The 18,570-nt window shown below is 64.1% G+C and carries 18 protein-coding genes; 10 read left to right on the plus strand and 8 right to left on the minus strand.

Annotation, left to right across the window (positions count from 1 at the left end):
* Positions 1-258 precede the first annotated feature (258 nt).
* From IB267_RS04795 to IB267_RS04810, 4 genes are all read right to left on the minus strand, one after another.
* On the minus strand, positions 259-921 hold the full coding sequence (locus IB267_RS04795; RefSeq protein WP_192446623.1) for a peroxiredoxin: 663 nt from the start codon (positions 919-921) through the stop codon (positions 259-261).
* A gap of 337 nt (positions 922-1,258) precedes the next feature.
* Positions 1,259-2,242: a threo-3-hydroxy-L-aspartate ammonia-lyase gene (locus tag IB267_RS04800; protein WP_192446624.1), complete on the minus strand. Its 984-nt coding sequence runs from the start codon at positions 2,240-2,242 to the stop codon at positions 1,259-1,261.
* Positions 2,243-2,305: 63 nt separating this feature from the next.
* The gene (locus IB267_RS04805; RefSeq protein WP_192446625.1) at positions 2,306-2,893 is read right to left on the minus strand and encodes a hypothetical protein; all 588 of its coding nucleotides are present in this window, start codon (positions 2,891-2,893) and stop codon (positions 2,306-2,308) included.
* A gap of 125 nt (positions 2,894-3,018) precedes the next feature.
* Positions 3,019-4,536, minus strand: a complete 1,518-nt coding sequence (locus tag IB267_RS04810; RefSeq protein ID WP_192446626.1) for a PLP-dependent aminotransferase family protein — start codon at positions 4,534-4,536, stop codon at positions 3,019-3,021.
* A gap of 87 nt (positions 4,537-4,623) precedes the next feature.
* On the opposite strand from IB267_RS04810, the gene IB267_RS04815 reads away from it, so the two are divergent.
* The 9 genes from IB267_RS04815 to IB267_RS04850 all read left to right on the plus strand — a co-directional run bounded on the left by IB267_RS04815 (position 4,624) and on the right by IB267_RS04850 (position 10,993).
* Positions 4,624-5,247 carry an FMN-binding negative transcriptional regulator gene (locus IB267_RS04815; RefSeq protein ID WP_192446627.1) on the plus strand — a complete coding sequence of 208 codons (624 nt, stop codon included), beginning with the start codon at positions 4,624-4,626 and terminating at the stop codon, positions 5,245-5,247.
* A 122-nt stretch (positions 5,248-5,369) separates the two neighbouring features.
* The gene (locus IB267_RS04820) at positions 5,370-6,002 is read left to right on the plus strand and encodes a LysE family translocator (protein ID WP_192446628.1); all 633 of its coding nucleotides are present in this window, start codon (positions 5,370-5,372) and stop codon (positions 6,000-6,002) included.
* A 154-nt stretch (positions 6,003-6,156) separates the two neighbouring features.
* Positions 6,157-7,740: an acetolactate synthase large subunit gene (locus IB267_RS04825; RefSeq protein WP_192446629.1), complete on the plus strand. Its 1,584-nt coding sequence runs from the start codon at positions 6,157-6,159 to the stop codon at positions 7,738-7,740.
* 272 nt (positions 7,741-8,012) lie between these two features.
* A complete protein-coding gene (locus tag IB267_RS04830) occupies positions 8,013-8,249 on the plus strand; it encodes a helix-turn-helix domain-containing protein (protein WP_043612659.1) in 237 nt (78 codons plus the stop codon).
* A 454-nt stretch (positions 8,250-8,703) separates the two neighbouring features.
* Entirely contained in the window at positions 8,704-8,913 is a 210-nt protein-coding gene (locus IB267_RS04835) for a cold-shock protein (protein WP_043612661.1), read from the plus strand.
* Between the two features lie 176 nt (positions 8,914-9,089).
* Positions 9,090-9,326 (plus strand): 30S ribosomal protein S21, encoded by a 237-nt coding sequence (gene rpsU / locus IB267_RS04840; RefSeq protein ID WP_043612663.1) that lies wholly within the window; start codon positions 9,090-9,092, stop codon positions 9,324-9,326.
* Positions 9,327-9,367: 41 nt separating this feature from the next.
* Complete coding sequence (locus IB267_RS04845) at positions 9,368-9,589, plus strand: hypothetical protein (RefSeq protein ID WP_043612665.1); 222 nt, start codon at positions 9,368-9,370, stop codon at positions 9,587-9,589.
* A 107-nt stretch (positions 9,590-9,696) separates the two neighbouring features.
* Complete coding sequence (locus IB267_RS33685; protein WP_256364274.1) at positions 9,697-9,819, plus strand: hypothetical protein; 123 nt, start codon at positions 9,697-9,699, stop codon at positions 9,817-9,819.
* 259 nt (positions 9,820-10,078) lie between these two features.
* Positions 10,079-10,993, plus strand: coding sequence for a pyridoxal-phosphate dependent enzyme (locus tag IB267_RS04850; RefSeq protein ID WP_192446630.1), 915 nt, complete (start codon positions 10,079-10,081; stop codon positions 10,991-10,993).
* A 99-nt stretch (positions 10,994-11,092) separates the two neighbouring features.
* On the opposite strand, the gene IB267_RS04855 is transcribed toward IB267_RS04850, so the two are convergent.
* The 3 genes from IB267_RS04855 to IB267_RS04865 form a co-directional block, all read right to left on the minus strand.
* Positions 11,093-13,543, minus strand: coding sequence for an arylsulfatase (locus IB267_RS04855; RefSeq protein WP_192446631.1), 2,451 nt, complete (start codon positions 13,541-13,543; stop codon positions 11,093-11,095).
* A 223-nt stretch (positions 13,544-13,766) separates the two neighbouring features.
* A complete protein-coding gene (ilvC, locus tag IB267_RS04860; protein WP_192446632.1) occupies positions 13,767-14,786 on the minus strand; it encodes a ketol-acid reductoisomerase in 1,020 nt (339 codons plus the stop codon).
* A gap of 54 nt (positions 14,787-14,840) precedes the next feature.
* Positions 14,841-15,488 carry a TetR/AcrR family transcriptional regulator C-terminal domain-containing protein gene (locus tag IB267_RS04865; RefSeq protein WP_192446633.1) on the minus strand — a complete coding sequence of 216 codons (648 nt, stop codon included), beginning with the start codon at positions 15,486-15,488 and terminating at the stop codon, positions 14,841-14,843.
* A 672-nt stretch (positions 15,489-16,160) separates the two neighbouring features.
* Here IB267_RS04865 and IB267_RS04870 point away from each other — a divergent pair.
* Positions 16,161-16,739 (plus strand): hypothetical protein, encoded by a 579-nt coding sequence (locus tag IB267_RS04870; protein ID WP_192446634.1) that lies wholly within the window; start codon positions 16,161-16,163, stop codon positions 16,737-16,739.
* Between the two features lie 24 nt (positions 16,740-16,763).
* On the opposite strand, the gene argS is transcribed toward IB267_RS04870, so the two are convergent.
* Entirely contained in the window at positions 16,764-18,461 is a 1,698-nt protein-coding gene (gene argS / locus IB267_RS04875) for an arginine--tRNA ligase (protein WP_192446635.1), read from the minus strand.
* Positions 18,462-18,570 lie beyond the last annotated feature (109 nt).

Raw genomic sequence — 18,570 nt, forward strand, 5'->3', positions numbered from 1 at the left:
AAAGATAAGCAAACCCGGAGGGCGCGGCAACGTCCCTTCTCCCCGCATGCGGGGAGAAGGTGCCGGCAGGCGGATGAGTGGTAGTCCCCTCACCGCGGGATGAGGGGTAGTCCCCCTCACCGCGGGATGAGGGACAGTCCCCTCGCCGCGAGATGATAGCCCCCTCACCGCGGAGTGCGAAGAAACCCTCACCCCAGCGACGAAGGACGAACCTTCAGCGCAGGCGCTTCCGCGCCCTGGCGAAACCTCATCCCCGCCTCAGCCCTTCGGCTGCGGCACGATGCGGATATAGGGCTTCGGGGCCTTCCAGCCCTCGGGATAGACCTTGCGGGCATCCTCGTCGCTGACCGAGCCTGCGATGATCACGTCGTCGCCCTGCTGCCAGTTCACCGGCGTCGCCACCTTGTGCTTGGCCGTCAGTTGCAGCGAGTCGATGACGCGCAGCACCTCGTCGAAGTTGCGGCCCGTCGTCATCGGATAGATGAGGATCAGCTTGATCTTCTTGTCCGGACCGACGACGAAGACGTTGCGCACCGTCTGGTTGTCAGCGGGCGTGCGCTTCGTCGGATCGCCGGAAACCGGCGCCGGCAGCATGCCATAGAGCTTCGAGACGGTGTAGTCGACGTCGGCGATCATCGGGAAGTTCGGCGCGTGGCCCTGTGTTTCCTCGATGTCGGCTGCCCAGCCGGCATGGCGGTCGAGCGGATCGACCGAAAGGCCGATGATCTTGACGCCGCGCCGGTCGAATTCCGGCTTGATGCGCGCCATGTAGCCGAGCTCCGTGGTGCAGACGGGCGTAAAGTCCTTCGGGTGCGAAAACAGCACCGCCCAGGAGTCGCCGATCCAGTCGTGAAACCGGATCGTGCCGTCGGTCGTCTCGACCTCGAAGTCCGGTGCGAGGTCATTGATTGCAAGCGTCACGATACCCTCCAGTTGTGTATGCACCGCGCCCATCCGGAGCGGTGGCAGCGCTTAGATTTTTGGCAACGCGGCGCGTCCGCCGGGGCGTTGGCCGGTCCGCTGTAAGTCTCCGGTTTCTTCCATTTCCACGCTCCGCCCTGAAATGGCAGGAGGAAATATTTATTGGAATATCAAATTGTTACAGTAACCGTTGCAAGCCCGTTCGGATGCCCGTCGCAATTGGCGCGACGCCCAGTTTGCCACTTTTGCCGTTTAAGGCAACCGGAAAGACGGGCAATTGCAACGCCCCGCCCATGACACCGCTTGGTTGGTCGTCGGCCGTCTATGCACGGGGGATCTACCGCAGCAGCGCCCCATAGGTCGCCAGATCGACATTGCCGCCGCTGAGGACGATGCCGACGCGCTTGCCGGCGCAGGCAAGCACCCCTTCGAGCACGGCGGCCGCCGCAAGGCAGCCGGTCGGCTCGACCACGATCTTCATGCGCTCGCCGAAGAAACGCATGGTTTCGACCAGCTGTGCGTCGCTCACCGTGACGATGTCGGCGACCGCGCGCTGGATGATCGGAAAGTTTTGGACGCCGATGCTGGGGGTCAGCGCGCCGTCGGCGATCGACTTCGGGATGGCGATTTCGACGATCCGGCCCTGGCGCAGCGACTGCTGGCCGTCGTTGCCGGCCTCGGGCTCGACGCCGACGATGGTCGCGCCGGGCGAGCGCTCCCGGGCGGCGAGTGCCGTGCCGCCAAGCAGCCCGCCGCCGCCAAGCGGCGTGACGATCAGGTCGAGTTCGCCCACCTCCTCGATCAGTTCGAGAATTGCCGTCCCCTGGCCCGCGATCACATCGGGATGGTCGAAGGGTGGGATCAGCACGGCGCCGCGCTCAGCCGCCAGCTTCGCGCTGATCGCCGAGCGGTCTTCCTTGTAGCGGTCGTAGAAGACGACGTCGGCGCCATAACCGCGCGTGGCCGCCACCTTCATGTCGGGGGCATCGGCGGGCATGACGATCGTCGCTGCCACACCCTGCAGGCGCGCGGCATAGGCGATCGCCTGGGCATGGTTGCCGGAGGAAAAGGCGACGACGCCCTGCCTCGATCCCTTTTCCCTGAGTGCAGCAATGGCGTTATAGGCGCCGCGGAACTTGAAGGCGCCGCCGCGCTGGAAGTTTTCCGCCTTGAAGAACAGCCGGGCGCCGGTGGCGGCGTCCGCCGTGCGCGAGGTCAGGACCGGCGTGCGGTGCGCGACGCCGGCGATCCGGTTTCGGGCCATCTGCACGTCGTCGAATGTCGGAATACGCACTGCCTCGTCCGCCGCTGAAACTGCCATCGAGTCTCTCCCCTGAGCCTGCTTTCGGGAGGCTAGTAAAGACCGCCATGCAAGGCAAGGACGTCAGCCGCGTCCCCCATTTTTGGACACCTGCCCATCGTGGGCCGGGACCGTGCGGTAGTGGTCAACGGCGAAGCTGAAGAGCACCTTGAGCATGAAGAGGCCCGAGACCGCCGTCATCGCCGGCGTCAGACCGGGCAGAAGCGGCAGGCCGGTAAGGCCGACCGCAAGCAGCAATCCGCCGACGAAGGTCTGCGCGTTGCGCCCCGCCAGCCGGTTGACGAGCGCGGCCGCTGCGATCGTATAGGCCCAGACGATGGCCGCCGCCGCGATCCCGCTGCCAAGAAGCAGCGCGACGAGAACGATGTGGAAATGGATGGCGATGAAGACCCAGCGGTTGCGCGGCCGGGCGGCGTAGAAATCATTGGTCGACGGCGTGAAATTGGCGACGCAGCCGGCGGCGATGTCGAGCACGAGAACAAGCGCCAGCGACGCCCGCCACCAGGCAAGATCGGCAAGCATCGACCCCGCCGACAGCGTAAAGACGGCGGCAACGCCGGCTCCGAACAGGAGTATGGCGGCGAGATAGGCGAGTGGTTGCTCTTCACCGAAAACGTCGTGCAGGTGGGGATGGATGCGAAGAGATTTCATGGAAATCGCCTGGGCCAACGCGGAATGGCCGCCACTATGAAGGGACGTTGGCCGGGCGCAAGCGGCTAACCGTAACGTACCTCCGCGATGCCAACCCTCACGGGCTCCACATCGCCCGCTCCAGCCTATGACGGCTTCGCGTCCGCCTTCCCGTCGTCCCAGGACCGCAACGCCTGTGCAACGGCCGCCACCCCCTTGCCGATCTCCGCTGCCTCGAGGCTCGCATAGCCCATGACGATGCCGGCCCGGTCCGGCCGGTGGCTGGCCTCACCCGCCGCATAGAGCGGCGAAACCGGATAAAGGCCGACGCCAGCCGCCCGTGCCCGCGCGATCAGCGCGTCTTCCTGCGCCTTTTCCAGCTGCTCGAACCAGACGACCACATGCAGGCCGGCATCGGCACCGGATATGCTCACCGCGTCGCCGAGTTCCGCCTTGAGCGCCGCCAACAGCGCCTCGCGCCGGCGGCCATTGTTGCGCCGGCTCCGGCGGATGTGGCGCTCATAGGCGCCGCCTGCAATCATCGCCGCCAGCGCCTCCTGCTCGAGGCTTGGCGAATGGCGGTCTATCAGCTGTTTGGCGGCGGCAAAGGCCGGGACAAGCGCCGGCGGCACGACGAGATAGCCAAGCCGCAGCATCGGCGACAGGCTCTTGGAAATCGTGCCGAGATAAAGCACGTTTTCCGCCTGCGCCATGGTCTGAAGCGGCGGTATCGGCCGGATGTCGTAGCGATACTCGCCATCATAATCGTCTTCGAGCACGTAGGCTCCGGTCCGCCTCGACCACGCCAGAAGCTCCTGCCGCCGCCGCGCCGACAGCACGCTGCCGAGCGGGAACTGATGCGAGGGCGTGACATAGGCGAGCCTTACATCCGCCGATTGTTCGAGGATATCGGTCCGCAGCCCCTCCGCGTCGACGGCGACGGGAACCACCTGCGCGCCGGCAGCCGCAAAGACCCGGCGCGCCATCACATAGCCCGGATCCTCCATCGCCACCCGGTCGCCGGCATCGACAAGCACGCGCGCCGCAAGGTCCAGCCCCTGCTGCGAGCCGTTGACGACGATAATCTGATCCGGATCGCAAGTGAGCCCGCGCGCCCGCCAGAGATAGGCCTGCAGCTCTGTGCGCAGGGCAGACGAGCCGGCGGGATGATCATAGGCAAGTCGCGGCTTTCGCCGGCGGAGCGCGGCGTTGACCGCCTGCCGCCACGCCTCCTGCGGAAAATCCGCGGCCGACAGGTCGCCATAGCGAAAATCGGCAATCAGCCTCGAAGAAGCCGGCGGCATCCAGGTCGGCCCGTCGCAAAGGGCTGCCCCCAGTCGCGACAGGCGAACAACCGCCGCCCGATGCTCACGATACCCCTGGCTTGGGAGCCGCCCGGGGGTGCCCGCCGGGCCGGGCCCCTGCCGGGCCGCAAGCAAGGCAACCCGCGAACGCGCGCCCTGCCGGCTTTCCAGATACCCCTCGGACAGAAGCTGCTCGTAGGCGGCCGTCACCGTCGTGCGCGAAACGCCGAGCTCGGCGGCGAGCGTCCGCGTCGATGGCAAAAGCGCTCCGGCGCCATAGGTGCCGTCGAGGATCTGCGCCCTCAGCGCCTCATAGATCCGCCGGGTGATCCCGACCGTCGCTTCGTCCTTCACCGTCACGAACTGGCCCACGCATTTATACGGAAACTGGATGTTTTGGTCCGTCCAGTTTGCCTCTATCACGGGACGAGCACAAGGAGCGAGATCATGTACACACCGCCCGCCTTCAAGGAAGAAACGCTGAGCGTGTTGCACGACATCATCGAGGCCGCTTCGCTCTCGACCCTCGTCACCGCCACGGCCGATGGGCTGCTTGCGACCCCGCTGCCGCTGCTGCTTGTCCGCGACGAGGGGCCGAACGGCACGCTCTACGGCCACGTCGCCCGCGCCAATCCGCAGGGAACGACGCCGGCGATCGGCGCGGCCATGGCGACCTTCATGGGACCGGAGGCCTATGTCACCCCCTCCTGGTACGCGTCCAAGCGCGAACACGGCAAGGTCGTGCCCACCTGGAACTATGTCGCGGTGCACGCCCATGGCGCGGCTGAGTTCTTCACCGACGAGGACCGGCTGCTCGACATCGTCACGCGGCTGACCAACCGGCATGAGGCCGGACGCGCCGAGCGCTGGCAGGTCGGCGACGCGCCCGCCGCTTTCGTCAAGGCGCAGCTTCGCGGCATCATCGGCCTCAGGCTGCCGATCGAGCGTCTCGACGGCAAGCGCAAGCTGAGCCAGAACCGGAGTGCCGAGGACCGCGCCGGCGTCGCAGCCGGGCTTGCGGCCAGCGCCCGCCCCGAGGATCGCCTCGTCGCGGAGGAGATACCGGTCTGACGACGGACCGCCGGCGTCCGACCCGGCTGCCCAGGCACATGTGATTTTCCTTCAACTTTCCCGCGCAAGCCCTTACAACGACTCCCGCAAGGGGCCACGCAGCAGCAGACGAGGTATACCGCATGCCATCGCTCGACATCCTCCTCACCTTCTTCGTCACCACGGCAATCTTCGCCTATATTCCGGGCCCGGCCATGCTCTACGCCGCCGCGCAGACCGTGGCGCGTGGCCGCTCCGCCGGGCTGATGGCTTCGCTCGGCATCCATCTCGGCTGCTACGTGCACGTCATTGCCGCCGCTGCCGGCCTTTCGATCCTGTTTCATGCGGTGCCGACGCTCTATCTGGCGGTAAAGCTTGCAGGGGCCGCCTATCTCGTCTGGCTGGGCTTCACGCTGATGCGCACCAAGGCGACGGGCGACGGCCGCCTGCCCCTGACTGAAGCGAAATCGGCGCGCCGTGCCTTCTTCGAGAGCATCACTGTCGAAGTGCTGAACCCGAAGACTGCGATCTTCTTCGTCGCCTTCCTGCCGCAGTTCACCGATGCGTCTGCCGCCTTCCCGATCTGGGTGCAGTTCCTGCTGCTCGGCGCCCTCGCCAACCTGATGTTTTCCTCGGCCGATATCGTCTGCGTGTTCCTCGCCGGCGCCGTCGTCTCGCGGATGCGCCGCTCCGGCAGGGCGCAGCGCCTGATGCAGCGCGCCGGTGGCACGGTGCTGATCGGGCTTGGCGCCCACCTCGCCTGGCAGCGGACCTGATACCCGACAGGTAAACCGGCCATGCGCTAACCGAATTGCATTGGCCGGCCGACGTTTGGCCGACTGGTCCTGCGCCGGGCGGCTCGCCATGCCCCGGTTGCACCGGCGCAACTTGCCGCTATCATGCCCTTGAGGGTGATCGAGGGACACGCGCATGGGAGAAGGCGGCCAGGGAATTCGCACCACCGGCGCGGATGTGCTTGTCGATACGCTGCTTGCAAACGGCGTCGACGTCTGCTTCGCCAATCCCGGCACCTCGGAAATGCACTTCGTCGCGGCGCTCGACCGCAAGCCGGAGCTGCGCTGCATCCTGGGCCTCAGCGAAGGCCTCGTGACCGGCGCTGCCGACGGCTATGCGCGCATGACCGGACGCCCAGCGGCGACCCTTCTGCACACCGGCCCTGGCCTTTCCAACGGCCTTGCCAACCTGCACAACGCTCGCCGCGCCAGGGCGCCTGTCGTCAACATCGTCGGCGACCACGCCTCCCATCACCTTCCGCTCGATGCGCCGCTGACGACCGATATCGAAAGCTTGGCTGCGCCGATGTCGAACTGGGTCCGGCGCGTGAAGGATCCGGCCGATGTCGGCCCCACCGTTGCCGCCGCCGTTCAGGCCGCACTGACGCCGGGCGTCGCCACCATGATCCTGCCCGCTGACGCCGCCTGGGGAACGCTTGTCCTTGCCACCCCGCCACAAAAGGCGATCATCGAAGTCCCGCGCCCGGCCAGCGCCGAAACCGTGCGCGAAGTGGCGCGTCTGATACGTTCGAATCCTCAAGGGGTCGCCATGGTCGTCAGTGGCGATGCGGCGAAGGCCGATGGCCTTGCGGTCGCCGGGCGGATCGCGACTGCGTGCGGCATCCAGCTTTTCAACGAGGTTCTGGTCGCCCACACCCAGCGCGGCCGCGGACGGGTCGCGCCGGCGCGCATCCCCTACCCGATCGACATGGCGCTCGCCACGCTCAAGGACATCCGCGTTCTCATCCTTGTCGGCGCGCCGGAGCCGGTCGCCTTCTTCGCCTATCCCGGCATGCCGGGCCGGCTGGTGCCGGACGGCTGCACGGTCGCGACCCTTGCCCGCCACGGCGAAGACCTGAAGGCAACGCTGGAGGCGCTTGGCGACGAACTCGGCGTCAGCCCGACCGCCCCGCTGCCGGTGGCAGGCGCTCCCACCGATACCGGCGAGCCCTCGGGGACGCTGACCGAAGACGCGATCGCCGTCATCGTCGCTCACAAGGTACCGGAGGACGCAATCGTCTGCGACGAAGGGGTGACCTCGGCGCGGCGCTTCTTTGCCCTGTCCGCCTTCTCCGCACCGCACGACCTCATCATGCAGACCGGCGGCGCGATCGGCGACGGCATTCCGCTTGCAACCGGCGCGGCCATCGCCTGCCCCGATCGGAAAGTGATCTGCCTGCAGGCCGACGGCAGCGCCATGTACAACATTCAAGGCTTGTGGACCCAGGCGCGCGAAAATCTCGACATCGTCACCGTCATCTTCTCCAACCGCACCTATGCCATCCTGCATGCCGAGATGCGCAATGTCGGCGTCGGGGAGATCGGCACCAATGCGCGGCAGATGCTGAACCTCGACAACCCCGCGCTCGACTGGGTGTCGCTCGCCCGCGGCCTTGGCGTCGAAGCCGCCGTCGCCACCTCCTGCGAAGCCTTCGCCGCGCTCTTTTCCGCAGCCCTGTCGCGACGCGGACCGTTCCTGATCGAGGCGCGCCTGGCGTGAGTTTTCGCGGCCGTTTCGATGGCGATCGGCGCACGAGCTCGGCACGCCAGATTGCCCGGAAACGGACAGCCCGGTACCCGATAATCACAGGGTAAAATATTGATATAAATAGCGTTTTTACAAAAATTCGGGCGCAAACTTGCGCCTGCGGACTTCTCGCTTATATTAGCGACGCCCTAGGTTCGCACTCATCTGCCCGAGTCGCATTTCAGTTTTGGGCCCCCTTCAACCGGCAGCGTTCTTTGCCGGTGGACCAACGAAGGAGACACTTCATGTCCTTTAAGAAAGACCTAACCAAGGCTCCAGGCGCATCTCTGTCCCGCGTCAAAATCGGAGCCGCTATCAAGCTTTCGCGTGAAACCGCCGGTTATTCGGTTGACGATCTGTCGGTCACCACAGGCCTGACGGAAATTGAAATATCCAAGATCGAGCTCGGCGCCGATACCGATCCCGCCAAGCTGCAGCGCATCGCCGCCGCATTGCAGGTCTCGCCGCAGACCTTCACCTGAAAAGCGGGGGCGGTGCGCGACAGACATGCGTACCGCCGCCTCACCTTATCTTTGGCCGCGTCGAACCGCCCCGATTGCGTGACACGGCGCAAAGGCCAGGCCAACTTTCCTCAATGAAGATGCCCCGATCTTCGACCTGTGGCCGCTGCTTCGCGCTGCCGGCATCGACAGCATTTCTGCGGCTATTCCGGGGACAATGACATAGAATAGAGGGAAAATTGAAGGCACGAAAAGCCCGCTGTTTCAGGGCTTTGACGAGGTTTTCGCGGGTGCCCCAAACTGAATAATTCAATATCTTCATTGAGTTTTGAGGCGTATCGTCTATATATCAGCTCGTCGGATATTGCTTGTGACCTTTGACAGCGCGCTTTCGCGTGGCCAGATCTCCTCTCAAATATCGATCAATTCCAGAGAAATATTTCCTGGAAAACGCAGTGATTGAAAGGAAATCACCATGGCTTCAGGCACGGTAAAATGGTTCAACGGCACCAAGGGCTTCGGCTTCATTCAGCCGGATGACGGCAGCACTGATGTGTTCGTTCACATCTCCGCAGTCGAACGCGCCGGCATGCGCTCGCTCGCCGAAGGTCAGAAGGTTACCTTCGACGTCGTCAGCGACCGCAAGACGGGCAAGAGCTCGGCCGACAATCTGAGGTCGGCATAATTTGTCATTCGCCCTTCTCTGACCGCGGATATACCGGCAGGAAGGCGCTTGAATGACAGGAAGAGGTCGGGACAACACCCCGACCTTTTTGCGTCTTTGGACCCCACGTTTCTCGATACGGGAGATAGGCATGTCGGCGCTCAAATTTGCGTCGGCCAACAACAGGAGAACAAGTTTTGCAGGTACTCGTCAGGGACAATAACGTCGACCAGGCATTGCGCGTGCTGAAGAAGAAGATGCAGCGCGAAGGCCTGTTCCGCGAATTCAAGGCGCGCACGAGCTACGAAAAGCCGTCGGAAAAGCGCGCTCGCGAAAAGGCGGAAGCCATTCGTCGCCAGCGCAAGCTGGCGCGCAAGAAGCTGCAGCGCGAAGGCCTGCTGCCCGCACCCAAGCGAGCAGCGCGCACACGCTAACGATCGGGGCCGGCAGACCCGGCCCCTGAAGGAGACAGAACATGACTCCACACCAGGGCGCCAATTCCAAGCCGGCCAAGACCTCCGCAAGTGACAGGGCGGCAGCAACCGACCACACGGCAAGGGCGATCGTCGCCGCCGAGAAACTCGCGCGCGACAGGAAGACCGAAAAGCTCAAGGCACAGCGCCTTGAGCGCGCCGCGGCCGAACCGGCCGTGGATGCGGCGCCATCCAAGCCGCCGCGAAAATCGCAACGCGTGTAATCGCAAGCGCCCGGCAACGTAGGGCGCCAGGGTCGGTTCTTCCGAAACGGAAGAGATCCGCCCGCCGCGGCCAGTCGCTCATGCGAACAATCAAGACGGACGACCACATGCTTCATACCTTCGCACGCAGGATCCGACGCTATGACTATGCGCCGGTAGCCATCAGGCTATCGCTTGCCTTTTCCCTGCTCTTCGTCGTGCTGATGATCCTGAACGGACTTCTTTGGTAGACGGCGCTGCGCCGTCTTCGGCCGCGGCCATCACGCCGCCACGGGACGCTTCCATTGTTGCGTCGACGCGGCGACCGGAGGCAGACTGCGGGCAGATTCGCGGGCTCCGGCTTTTCGCCGGCCGCCTGCCAACCTCTCACCCGCAGCGCCGCGCGTCTCTTGTCAGTCACGCAAAGATCGCTGTAACACTTTGATTCTTTGCATGCCTTTCTCCTGTATCGAGGACGATCCAGGGAGACAGGCACGGACGGGGCGCCCCATGCCACTTCATATCGAAACGCCGCTCATTCAATCCCTTCCGCTCGGCCTTGCCGCAGGGCGAGACGTCTGGCTGAAGATGGAGGCGCTGCAGCCGCCGGGTTCGTTCAAGATCCGTGGCGTCGGTGCAGCCTGCGAACACCACGCGCGCGCCGGCAAACGGCGCTTCGTCTCCTCCTCCGGCGGCAATGCCGGCATGGCGGTCGCCTATGCCGGGCGCCAGCTTTCGATCCCGGTTTCGGTCTATGTTCCGGAAACGACCACGGAAAGGGCGAAGGCGCTGATCCGCCAGGAGGGCGCCGACGTCATCGTGCATGGCGCCGCCTGGGATGAAGCCAACGCCAAGGCCCTTGCCTCCCTCGACGAGGACTCCGCCTTCATCCATCCCTTCGACGATCCGCTGCTTTGGACCGGTCATGCGACCATGATCGACGAGGCCGTCAAAGCCGGCCTCGCCTTCGATGCGGTGGTGCTGTCGGTCGGTGGCGGCGGGCTCTTTGCCGGCGTTGCCGAGGGGCTTCAGCGCAACGGGCTCGGCGACGTGCCGATCCTTGCCGTCGAGACCGAAGGAACCGCCTCACTCGCCGCTTCCATCGAGGCGCGGCAACTGGTGGCGCTTCAGGCCGTCAGCGGCATCGCCACTTCGCTCGGCGCAAGGCAGGTGAGCCAGCACGCCTTCGAACTCAGCCAGACGCGCCCTGTCGAGAGCGTCGTCGTCAGCGACGCGGAGGCCGCCCAAGCCTGCATCCGCTTCCTCGACGACCACCGCGTGCTGGTCGAGCCCGCCTGCGGCGCCGCCCTGGCCGTCGCCTATGCCCACGCCAACCGGCTGGCACGCTTCAAGCGCATCGTCATGATCGTCTGCGGCGGCGCGACGACAACGGTCGAGCGGCTGCAGGCCTGGCAGGAATTCTGATCGGGCGGCCCTATCGATGGGATCTGAAAAGGACGGAAGCCGGGGCGGATACCCCGACTTCGGCACCCGCAGATCCCGGCAGAAGCAAGCTTCACACCTTTACTGCCGCGACAGATAGACCTTCATGCGCGCCGCCATATCCTCGACCGCCTCGCCGCTGACGTCGACCAGTGCTTTCTTCACAGTGCCGGTGAACGGGTACGGCGCCCTGTAGGCGGTATCCATGGTCGGCGAACCGGAATCCGCGCCGACGCACACGCCTGCAGCGAGCCCCAGCGAAATCGGGATCGTCACGGGTAAGTCACCGGTGCCCGTCTGCTTGCCGTCGACGAACAGCTTGATGTTGGCCGGCACGCCCTTGCCCTTGGCGACGTCGGCCTTGCCCGTCGGCGTGAATTCGAAGCTGAAGATGTGGTCGCCCTCGGGAATGGCCGTATCCGACTGCACCTTGAAGCGCTGGTCGGCGACATAGTTGTAGCCATAGATCAGCTTGCCATCCTGCACGTAGAACGAAAAGCCGCCATCGACGCCGCCCATGGAGATAAGCACGCCCTCGGCGCCGCCTTTCGGCACGCTTGCCTCCACCGAAATCGAATGGGCGACATTGACGAGATAGGGCGCCGCACTGCCGGGCACGACCTGGGTATCCGGGTAGTAGATGTATTTTTTCCGGCGGGCGGAGATCTGCGGCCGCTCGTCGGCGAAGCGCGCGGTGCCACGGCTGTCGATCGGCAGCACGTTGTACTTACCCGCCTCGACATACCACATGCCGATCATCGCGATCAGCCGGTCACGCTCCGTATCGGCGAGGTTCTTCGTCTCGGAAAAATCCTCCTTGAGGTTGTAAAGTTCCCATCCCTTGGCATCGAGCTCGATCAGCTTGTCGTAGGAGATCGGGGCACCGAATGTCAGGCCCGATTCCGTGAAAGATGTTCCGGGCCAGGGGCACACTGCCCGCCATCCGTCGTGATAGAGCGAGCGGTGGCCGAACATTTCGAAATACTGGGTGATGTGCAGCGACGGTGCATTGGCGTCGTCGAACGAGGATTTGAGGCTGAAGCCCTGGATCGGCGACTGGGTGACGCCGCGGATTTGCGTCGGCGGATCGATGCCGAGCGCATCGAGTACGGTCGGCACCATGTCGATCGCGTGGCAGTACTGGCTGCGGATTTCGCCTTTTGCCTTGATGCCCTTCGGCCAGGTGATCATGAACGGATCGGAGACCCCGCCGCGGTAGGTCTCGCGCTTCCAGCGCCGGAAAGGCGTATTGCCGGCATGTGTCCAGCCGAAGGCGTAGTGGTTGAAATATTTCGGCCCGCCGAGATCGTCGATCGCGGCCAGGTTCTGCTTGATGTCGTCGGGCACGTTGTTGAAGAACTTGCCCTCGTTGACCGAGCCGTTCGGCCCGCCTTCGGCACTGGCGCCATTGTCCGAGACCACCATGATCAGCGTGTTCTCGTATTCGCCCATGTCCTTCAGGAAGGCGATCAGTTCGCCGATGTAATGGTCGGTATGCTCAAGAAAGCCGGCAAACACCTCCATCATCCGCGCAAACAGCCGCCGCTCGTCGGCCGAAAGCTTCTGCCAGTCCTGCACATCTGGATCGTGTCGCGACAGCACGGTATTGGCCGGAATGATGCCGATCTCCTTCTGTTTGGCGAAGACCTTCTCGCGATAGGCATCCCAGCCGTCGTCGAACTGGCCCTTGTACTTGTCGGCCCATTCCTTCGGCACGTGATGCGGCGCGTGCATGGCACCCGGCGCGAAATACATGAAGAACGGCTTGTTGGGCGCGACCTGCTTCGAGTCCGCGATCATCGCCTTGGCTCTCGCCACCAGGTCCGGCGTCAGGTGGTAGCCCTCCTCCGGCGTTTTGTCCGGTTCCGTCTGGCTGTTGTCGCGCACGAGCTCCGGATAATACTGGTGGGTATCGCCGCCGAGGAAGCCGAAGTAGCGCTCGAAGCCGCGCCCCAGCGGCCAGCGGTCATAGGGCCCGGCAGCCGAGGTCTGCTCGGCCGGCGTCAGGTGCCATTTTCCAAGAGCATAGCAATTGTAACCGTTCTGCTGCAGGATTTCCGAGAGAAAGCCGTTCTCGAACGGGATCTGGCCGTTCGCCCCCGGAAAGCCCTCCGATCCCTCGGTGATGCAGGCCATGCCGTTGGAATGGTGGTTTCGCCCGGTGAGGAAGCAGGAGCGCGACGGCGAGCAGAGCGCTGTCGTGTGCATGTTGCTGTAGCGCAGGCCGTCGGCGGCCAGCGCATCCAGGTTGGGCGTGCGGATCGGGCTGCCATAGCAGCCGAGTTGGCCGAAGCCGGTGTCGTCGAGGACGATGAAAAGCACGTTCGCCGCCCCTTCCCGCGCCCGCACGGGTGCCGGCCAGGCCGGCTGCGACACGTCGAACGTGCGCCCGATGACGCCGGAGAACGCCTGCCCCGGCGGGTATTCCTTCAGCTCCGCCGATGCCGGCGAAGCGCTCAGTCCTGCGGTTGCGGCAAGCGCCGTGCTGCCGAGCAAAACGCCACGACGCGTGAGTTTGATATCGTCACTCATCGGCTTTCCTCCGGGTCCGGTCATGCTTGAACGAAGCGTATGGGGAATGCGAAAGACTGCGCGCGCAATGGGCGTCGACGCCGAGTGTTGTTTAGCACAGACTAAACTTTTGATCTATGCCGAGCCCGTCCGTGGCCATGCAGGTCCACGCGCCGAGCCCGTCGCCAAACGAAAAGAGCCGGGGCACTGCCCCGGCTCTCTTCATTCGACCATTCGATAAGGCTTAGTTCTTCGCCTTGTCGACCAGCTTGTTCTTGCCGATCCAGGGCATCATGCCGCGCAGCTTGGCGCCGACTTCCTCGATCTGGTGGCTGTCGTTGACGCGGCGGATGCCCTTGAAGCGGGCGGCACCCGACTTGTATTCCTGCATCCACTCGGAGGTGAACTTGCCGGTCTGGATGTCCTTGAGGACGCGCTTCATCTCAGCCTTGGTTTCTTCGGTGATGATGCGCGGACCCGTGACGTATTCGCCCCACTCGGCCGTGTTCGAGATCGAGTAGTTCATGTTGGCGATGCCGCCTTCATAGATCAGGTCGACGATGAGCTTCACTTCGTGCAGGCACTCGAAATAGGCCATTTCCGGAGCGTAGCCGCCTTCGACCAGCGTTTCGAAGCCGGCGCGGATGAGCTCGACGAGACCGCCGCACAGAACGACCTGTTCGCCGAAGAGGTCGGTTTCGCACTCTTCCTTGAAGTTGGTTTCGATGATGCCCGAACGGCCGCCGCCGACGCCGCAGGCGTAGGAGAGCGCGAGGTCAAGGGCGTTGCCCGAAGCGTCCTGGTGAACGGCAACGAGGCAGGGAACGCCGCCGCCCTTCTGGTATTCGCCGCGAACCGTGTGGCCCGGACCCTTCGGCGCGATCATGACGACGTCGAGCGAAGCCTTCGGCTCGATGAGGCCGAAGTGAACGTTGAGGCCGTGGGCGAAAGCGATCGCAGCGCCGTCACGGATGTTGCCGGCGATTTCAGCCTTGTAGATTTCGGCCTGCAGTTCGTCCGGCGTCGCCATCATCATGAGGTCGGCCCACTTGGCGGCTTCCGCAACCGAGAGAACCTGGAGACCGTCGGCCTCGACCTTGGCAGCCGTTGCCGAGCCCGGCTTCAGCGCGATGCGGATTTCCTTGGCGCCGGAATCCTTCAGGTTCAGCGCATGGGCGCGGCCCTGGCTGCCGTAGCCGACGATGGCGACCTTCTTCGACTTGATCAGGTTGATATCGGCATCACGATCGTAATAGACGCGCATTGTTGTGGTCCTTCCCGTTGTTTGTCAGTCGTTTAAGCGAGGTTCCCCTCGCCGTTACCTTTTCGTGCCGTAAAGCGCGAGAAAGGCGGAAACCGCCTGCTCCGCCTTGCGGCCAAAACCTTGTCTCATCTCCTCGGCTTCTTCGCCGAGCAGCATTTTCAGATGCCAGTCGGAGACGATCAGCCCATAGAGCGCGCCGTAGGCCTCCTCGGCATCGTCGAACGTCAAGAGCCCCGCCTTGCGGCCGGCTTCGAGCAGTGCTGCCGCGCGGCGGCCGATCTGCCGGCGTCCGCGCTCCTGCAGCATGTGGCCGAGCTTGGAGCCGTCGCGGCTCGCCTGACCGATCGCGAGACGATTGAGCGCCAGCGACACGTCGCCGGCGAGAACCTCCAGCAGATCCTTGGCAAAGACGATCAGATGGCGCTTTAGGCTCTCGGCATCGAGCGCGCGGGCGGCAACGTCTTGCGTGCGCACCTTGCTCGCCTGAAAGCCGATCATCGCCGAGATCAGCCCGTCGCGATCGCCGAACCACTTGTAGAGGCTTTCCTTGGAGCAATTGGCCGCGCGCGCGATGCCGGCCGTCGTCAGCGCCTTTTCGCCGCCGTCGACGAGAAGTCGCAATGCCTGCTCGAGAACGGCGCCCTGACGTTCCGTCAGCCCCTCCCCGGCATTCGCCTCCCTCATCGCTACAGTCATCTGCACGCTGCCTCGCCCCAATCAGTACCGTACGGTACGGTTCGCATTCTTCTAGTGAAGCCTCAAAGAAGCGTCAAGACGATTCTCAAGAAGCGGCAAAATTTCGGCAGTGACGGTGAAAGGCGGGGCCGATAGGCAGGACGACTCAAGGGAGAGACGCCAACGGTGCCGCCGCTTGGGGATGAAAACGCGGCCGCTGCCGCGTATCGCCAGCAACATCTCGCCTCGCGGGAATGCGGGAAAATCCAACTGGGTCTCGGTCTTTCCGAGATTCCTACCATGAGACGGAACGGAAAGGCCGCCCTATATAGCCAAGACTAGCGCGGCAGCGATAAAAACGAGCGAAAACAATGCAAATCCAACCCTGTTTTTATCGTCTGATAGCTCCCAACGGTGCGCTTTCGTATCCCAGAGGTTCCACTTGATCTGGATGAAGGTACCGAGGAGAAGCAGCCCCCAAAACAGATAGTCTCTCATTGGGCCAAACTCGTTTGGATCCTGTAGATAAACTCAGTCACTGGCACGTCGAGTGAAAAGTTCGTTCAGCTTACCGGCGGCTTGTTTCGAATTGCTTTAGCCTGTGCCTCCCCTCATGACGGTCGGGAAAGCTCGTAGCATGCCCGCTGCAAATGCCTGTGCCACGCGCCGGACAAATCAAGTTATTACGGAGTTCAACGCATGCAGCAGCCAGCCCTCGGTATCCTGATTGGCGGAACCTCGCATGTCGGAAAATCGACATTCGCTGGAACCCTGGCGCGTTCGCTCGGCCGCGAGCTGATCTCGACGGACGCGCTCGGCCGTCATCCCGGCCGGCCCTGGCCCTCACTGCGCCCTGAAGTCGCCGAGTACTATGCCAGCCTGAGCGACGAGACGATCCACTGGTTCCTGAAAGTGCACCACGAAAACATGTGGCCGCGCATCCGCCAGATCGTCGACAGCCATCGGGAGCGTGGGCAGCCCTTCGTGCTGGAGGGTGCGGCGCTGCGGCCGGAATATGTGGCCGAACTCGAACCCGGCAGCGTCACCGCCCTTTTTCTCCATGCGGACGACGATTTCCTGCGCCGGCGGATGATGGACGAAGCCCGCCGTGACGAAGCGTTCTATGAGAAGGCCGCGATCATCGGGACATTCATCGAGCGCTCGCTCCGGGAAAACCGAGAGATGCTGGCGGCGGCCCTTACCGCCAACATCCGGTGTGTGGATGTCGCGGCACCCGGGGCACTCGACGCTTTGTTGGCGGAGTTTTCGGCGGGCTGACCGACGAGGTCGGCCACCCACACCCTACATGCGCCGCACCGGCTCCATCCCGAGAAGCTCGAGACACTTGCCGATGACCCTTGCGACGAGCTTGCAGGTGGCAAGCCGTCCCGACGGGTCGTCGGCCTTCAGCACCGGGCAATCCGCGTAGAAGCGGCTGAAGGCGTCCGCCACCTGGTAGGCCCGATCGGCGATTTCGAACGATTCGAGATGGTGCGCCGCCTGTGAAAGCGCATGCGGATACCAGAGGCATTCGATCAGCACGGCGCGCTCGGAGGGATGGCTGATCGAGACCCGCTCGGCCGGAACCATGCCCGCCTCCGCCGCCTTGTCGAGGATCGATGCGATCCGCGCGTAAGCGTATTGAAGATACGGCCCGGTCCGCCCCTCAAAGGAGGTCATCCGGTCGATGTCGAAAACATAGCCCGTGTTTCGCGGCGTCGAGAGGTCGGCGAACTTCAACGCGCCGAGCCCCACGGCCGCCTGACTGTCAGCAACCTTTTCCGACGACTTGGCGAGCGCCAGATCGATCATGTCGGCGAGCGAGGCCGCGGAGCCGTCACGGGTCTTGAAGGGCTTGCCGTCATGGCCGCGAACGGTGCCGAAGGTCGCGTGCCGCAACCTGACGCCATCGGTATAGCCTGCCGCCCGCGCCGCCGCAAACACGCTGGCAATATGCAGCGCCTGCCGGTCGTCGGTGCAATAGACGATCTGCCTTGCAACGATATCACGCACCCGCTGCCGCAGCGTCGCCAGATCCGTCGTGCCGTAAAGCGCCGCGCCGTCGCTCTTTTGAAGAAGCAGGGGCGGCGCATTGTCGGTAAGTCCGTCACCGGCGACATCGATGACGAGGGCACCGTCGCTCTCGCGCGCCAGCCCGCGGGCTGTCAGATCGTCGAGCATGGGGGCGACTTCCGCATGCGCATCGCTCTCCCCCTTGATCAGGTCGAAATGCGCGCCAAGCATCGCCGCGGTAGCCGAAATCGACGCGAGCGAAATCGCCCGCATCCGCGCCCAGGCCTCAGTCAGAAGCGGATCGCCGTCCTGCAATCTTGTGGTCAGCATCCGCGCATGCGCAAGCGCAGTCTCGTCCTCGCAGGCAGCATTGCCCGCCTTGTAAAGACTGCCGAGCGCATCGACGGTCATGGCATCGAAGGCGCGCGGATCGATGAAGGGCGTGGGATCGCCGGCCTTCCATCCCGCGGCTTCAGCCGCACCCAGCAGAAGCTTGCCCATCTGCAGGCCCCAGTCGCCGAGATGGATGTCGGACACGACATCGTGGCCGACCTCCATGAGGATGCGCCGCAGGCTCTCCCCGATGACGAAGGATCTGAGATGGCCGACATGCAGCGCCTTGGCGACATTGGGGCCGCCAAAGTCGATGACCGTGCGCAGCGGCTCGGCCTTCTCGGCGGCAAGCGTCGCATCGGCGAGCATCGCGCTCGCTTCCGCCGCGACGGCCGCATCGCTCAGCCGAAAATTGATGAAGCCAGGGCCTGCGACGGATACGTCCTCGAAAGCAGCGCTCCGGGCCGCCTTTGCGACATCAGCCGCGAGCGAGCGCGGGTTCCGCCCGGCGGATTTCGCCAGCCGCATCATGTCGTTGCATTGGAGATCGCCGAATTCGGGCCGTGTCGAACGGACGATGGTGGGAGAGGCATCAATGCCAGTCAGCTCATAGGCGGAGGCAAGTGCGGTAAGGGCTGCCGATTTGACGGACATGGGTCATTTCCTGAAATTGCATGAGAAAGGGTGCGCGGAAGCGTTGAGAGCTTCAGCGTCGCCGTCCTGCAATTTTCAGAACCATGTTCATGGTAGACCTCTAGAGTGA

Source organism: Ensifer sp. ENS09 (assembly GCF_014852425.1).
In the GTDB taxonomy this organism is placed as follows: domain Bacteria; phylum Pseudomonadota; class Alphaproteobacteria; order Rhizobiales; family Rhizobiaceae; genus Ensifer.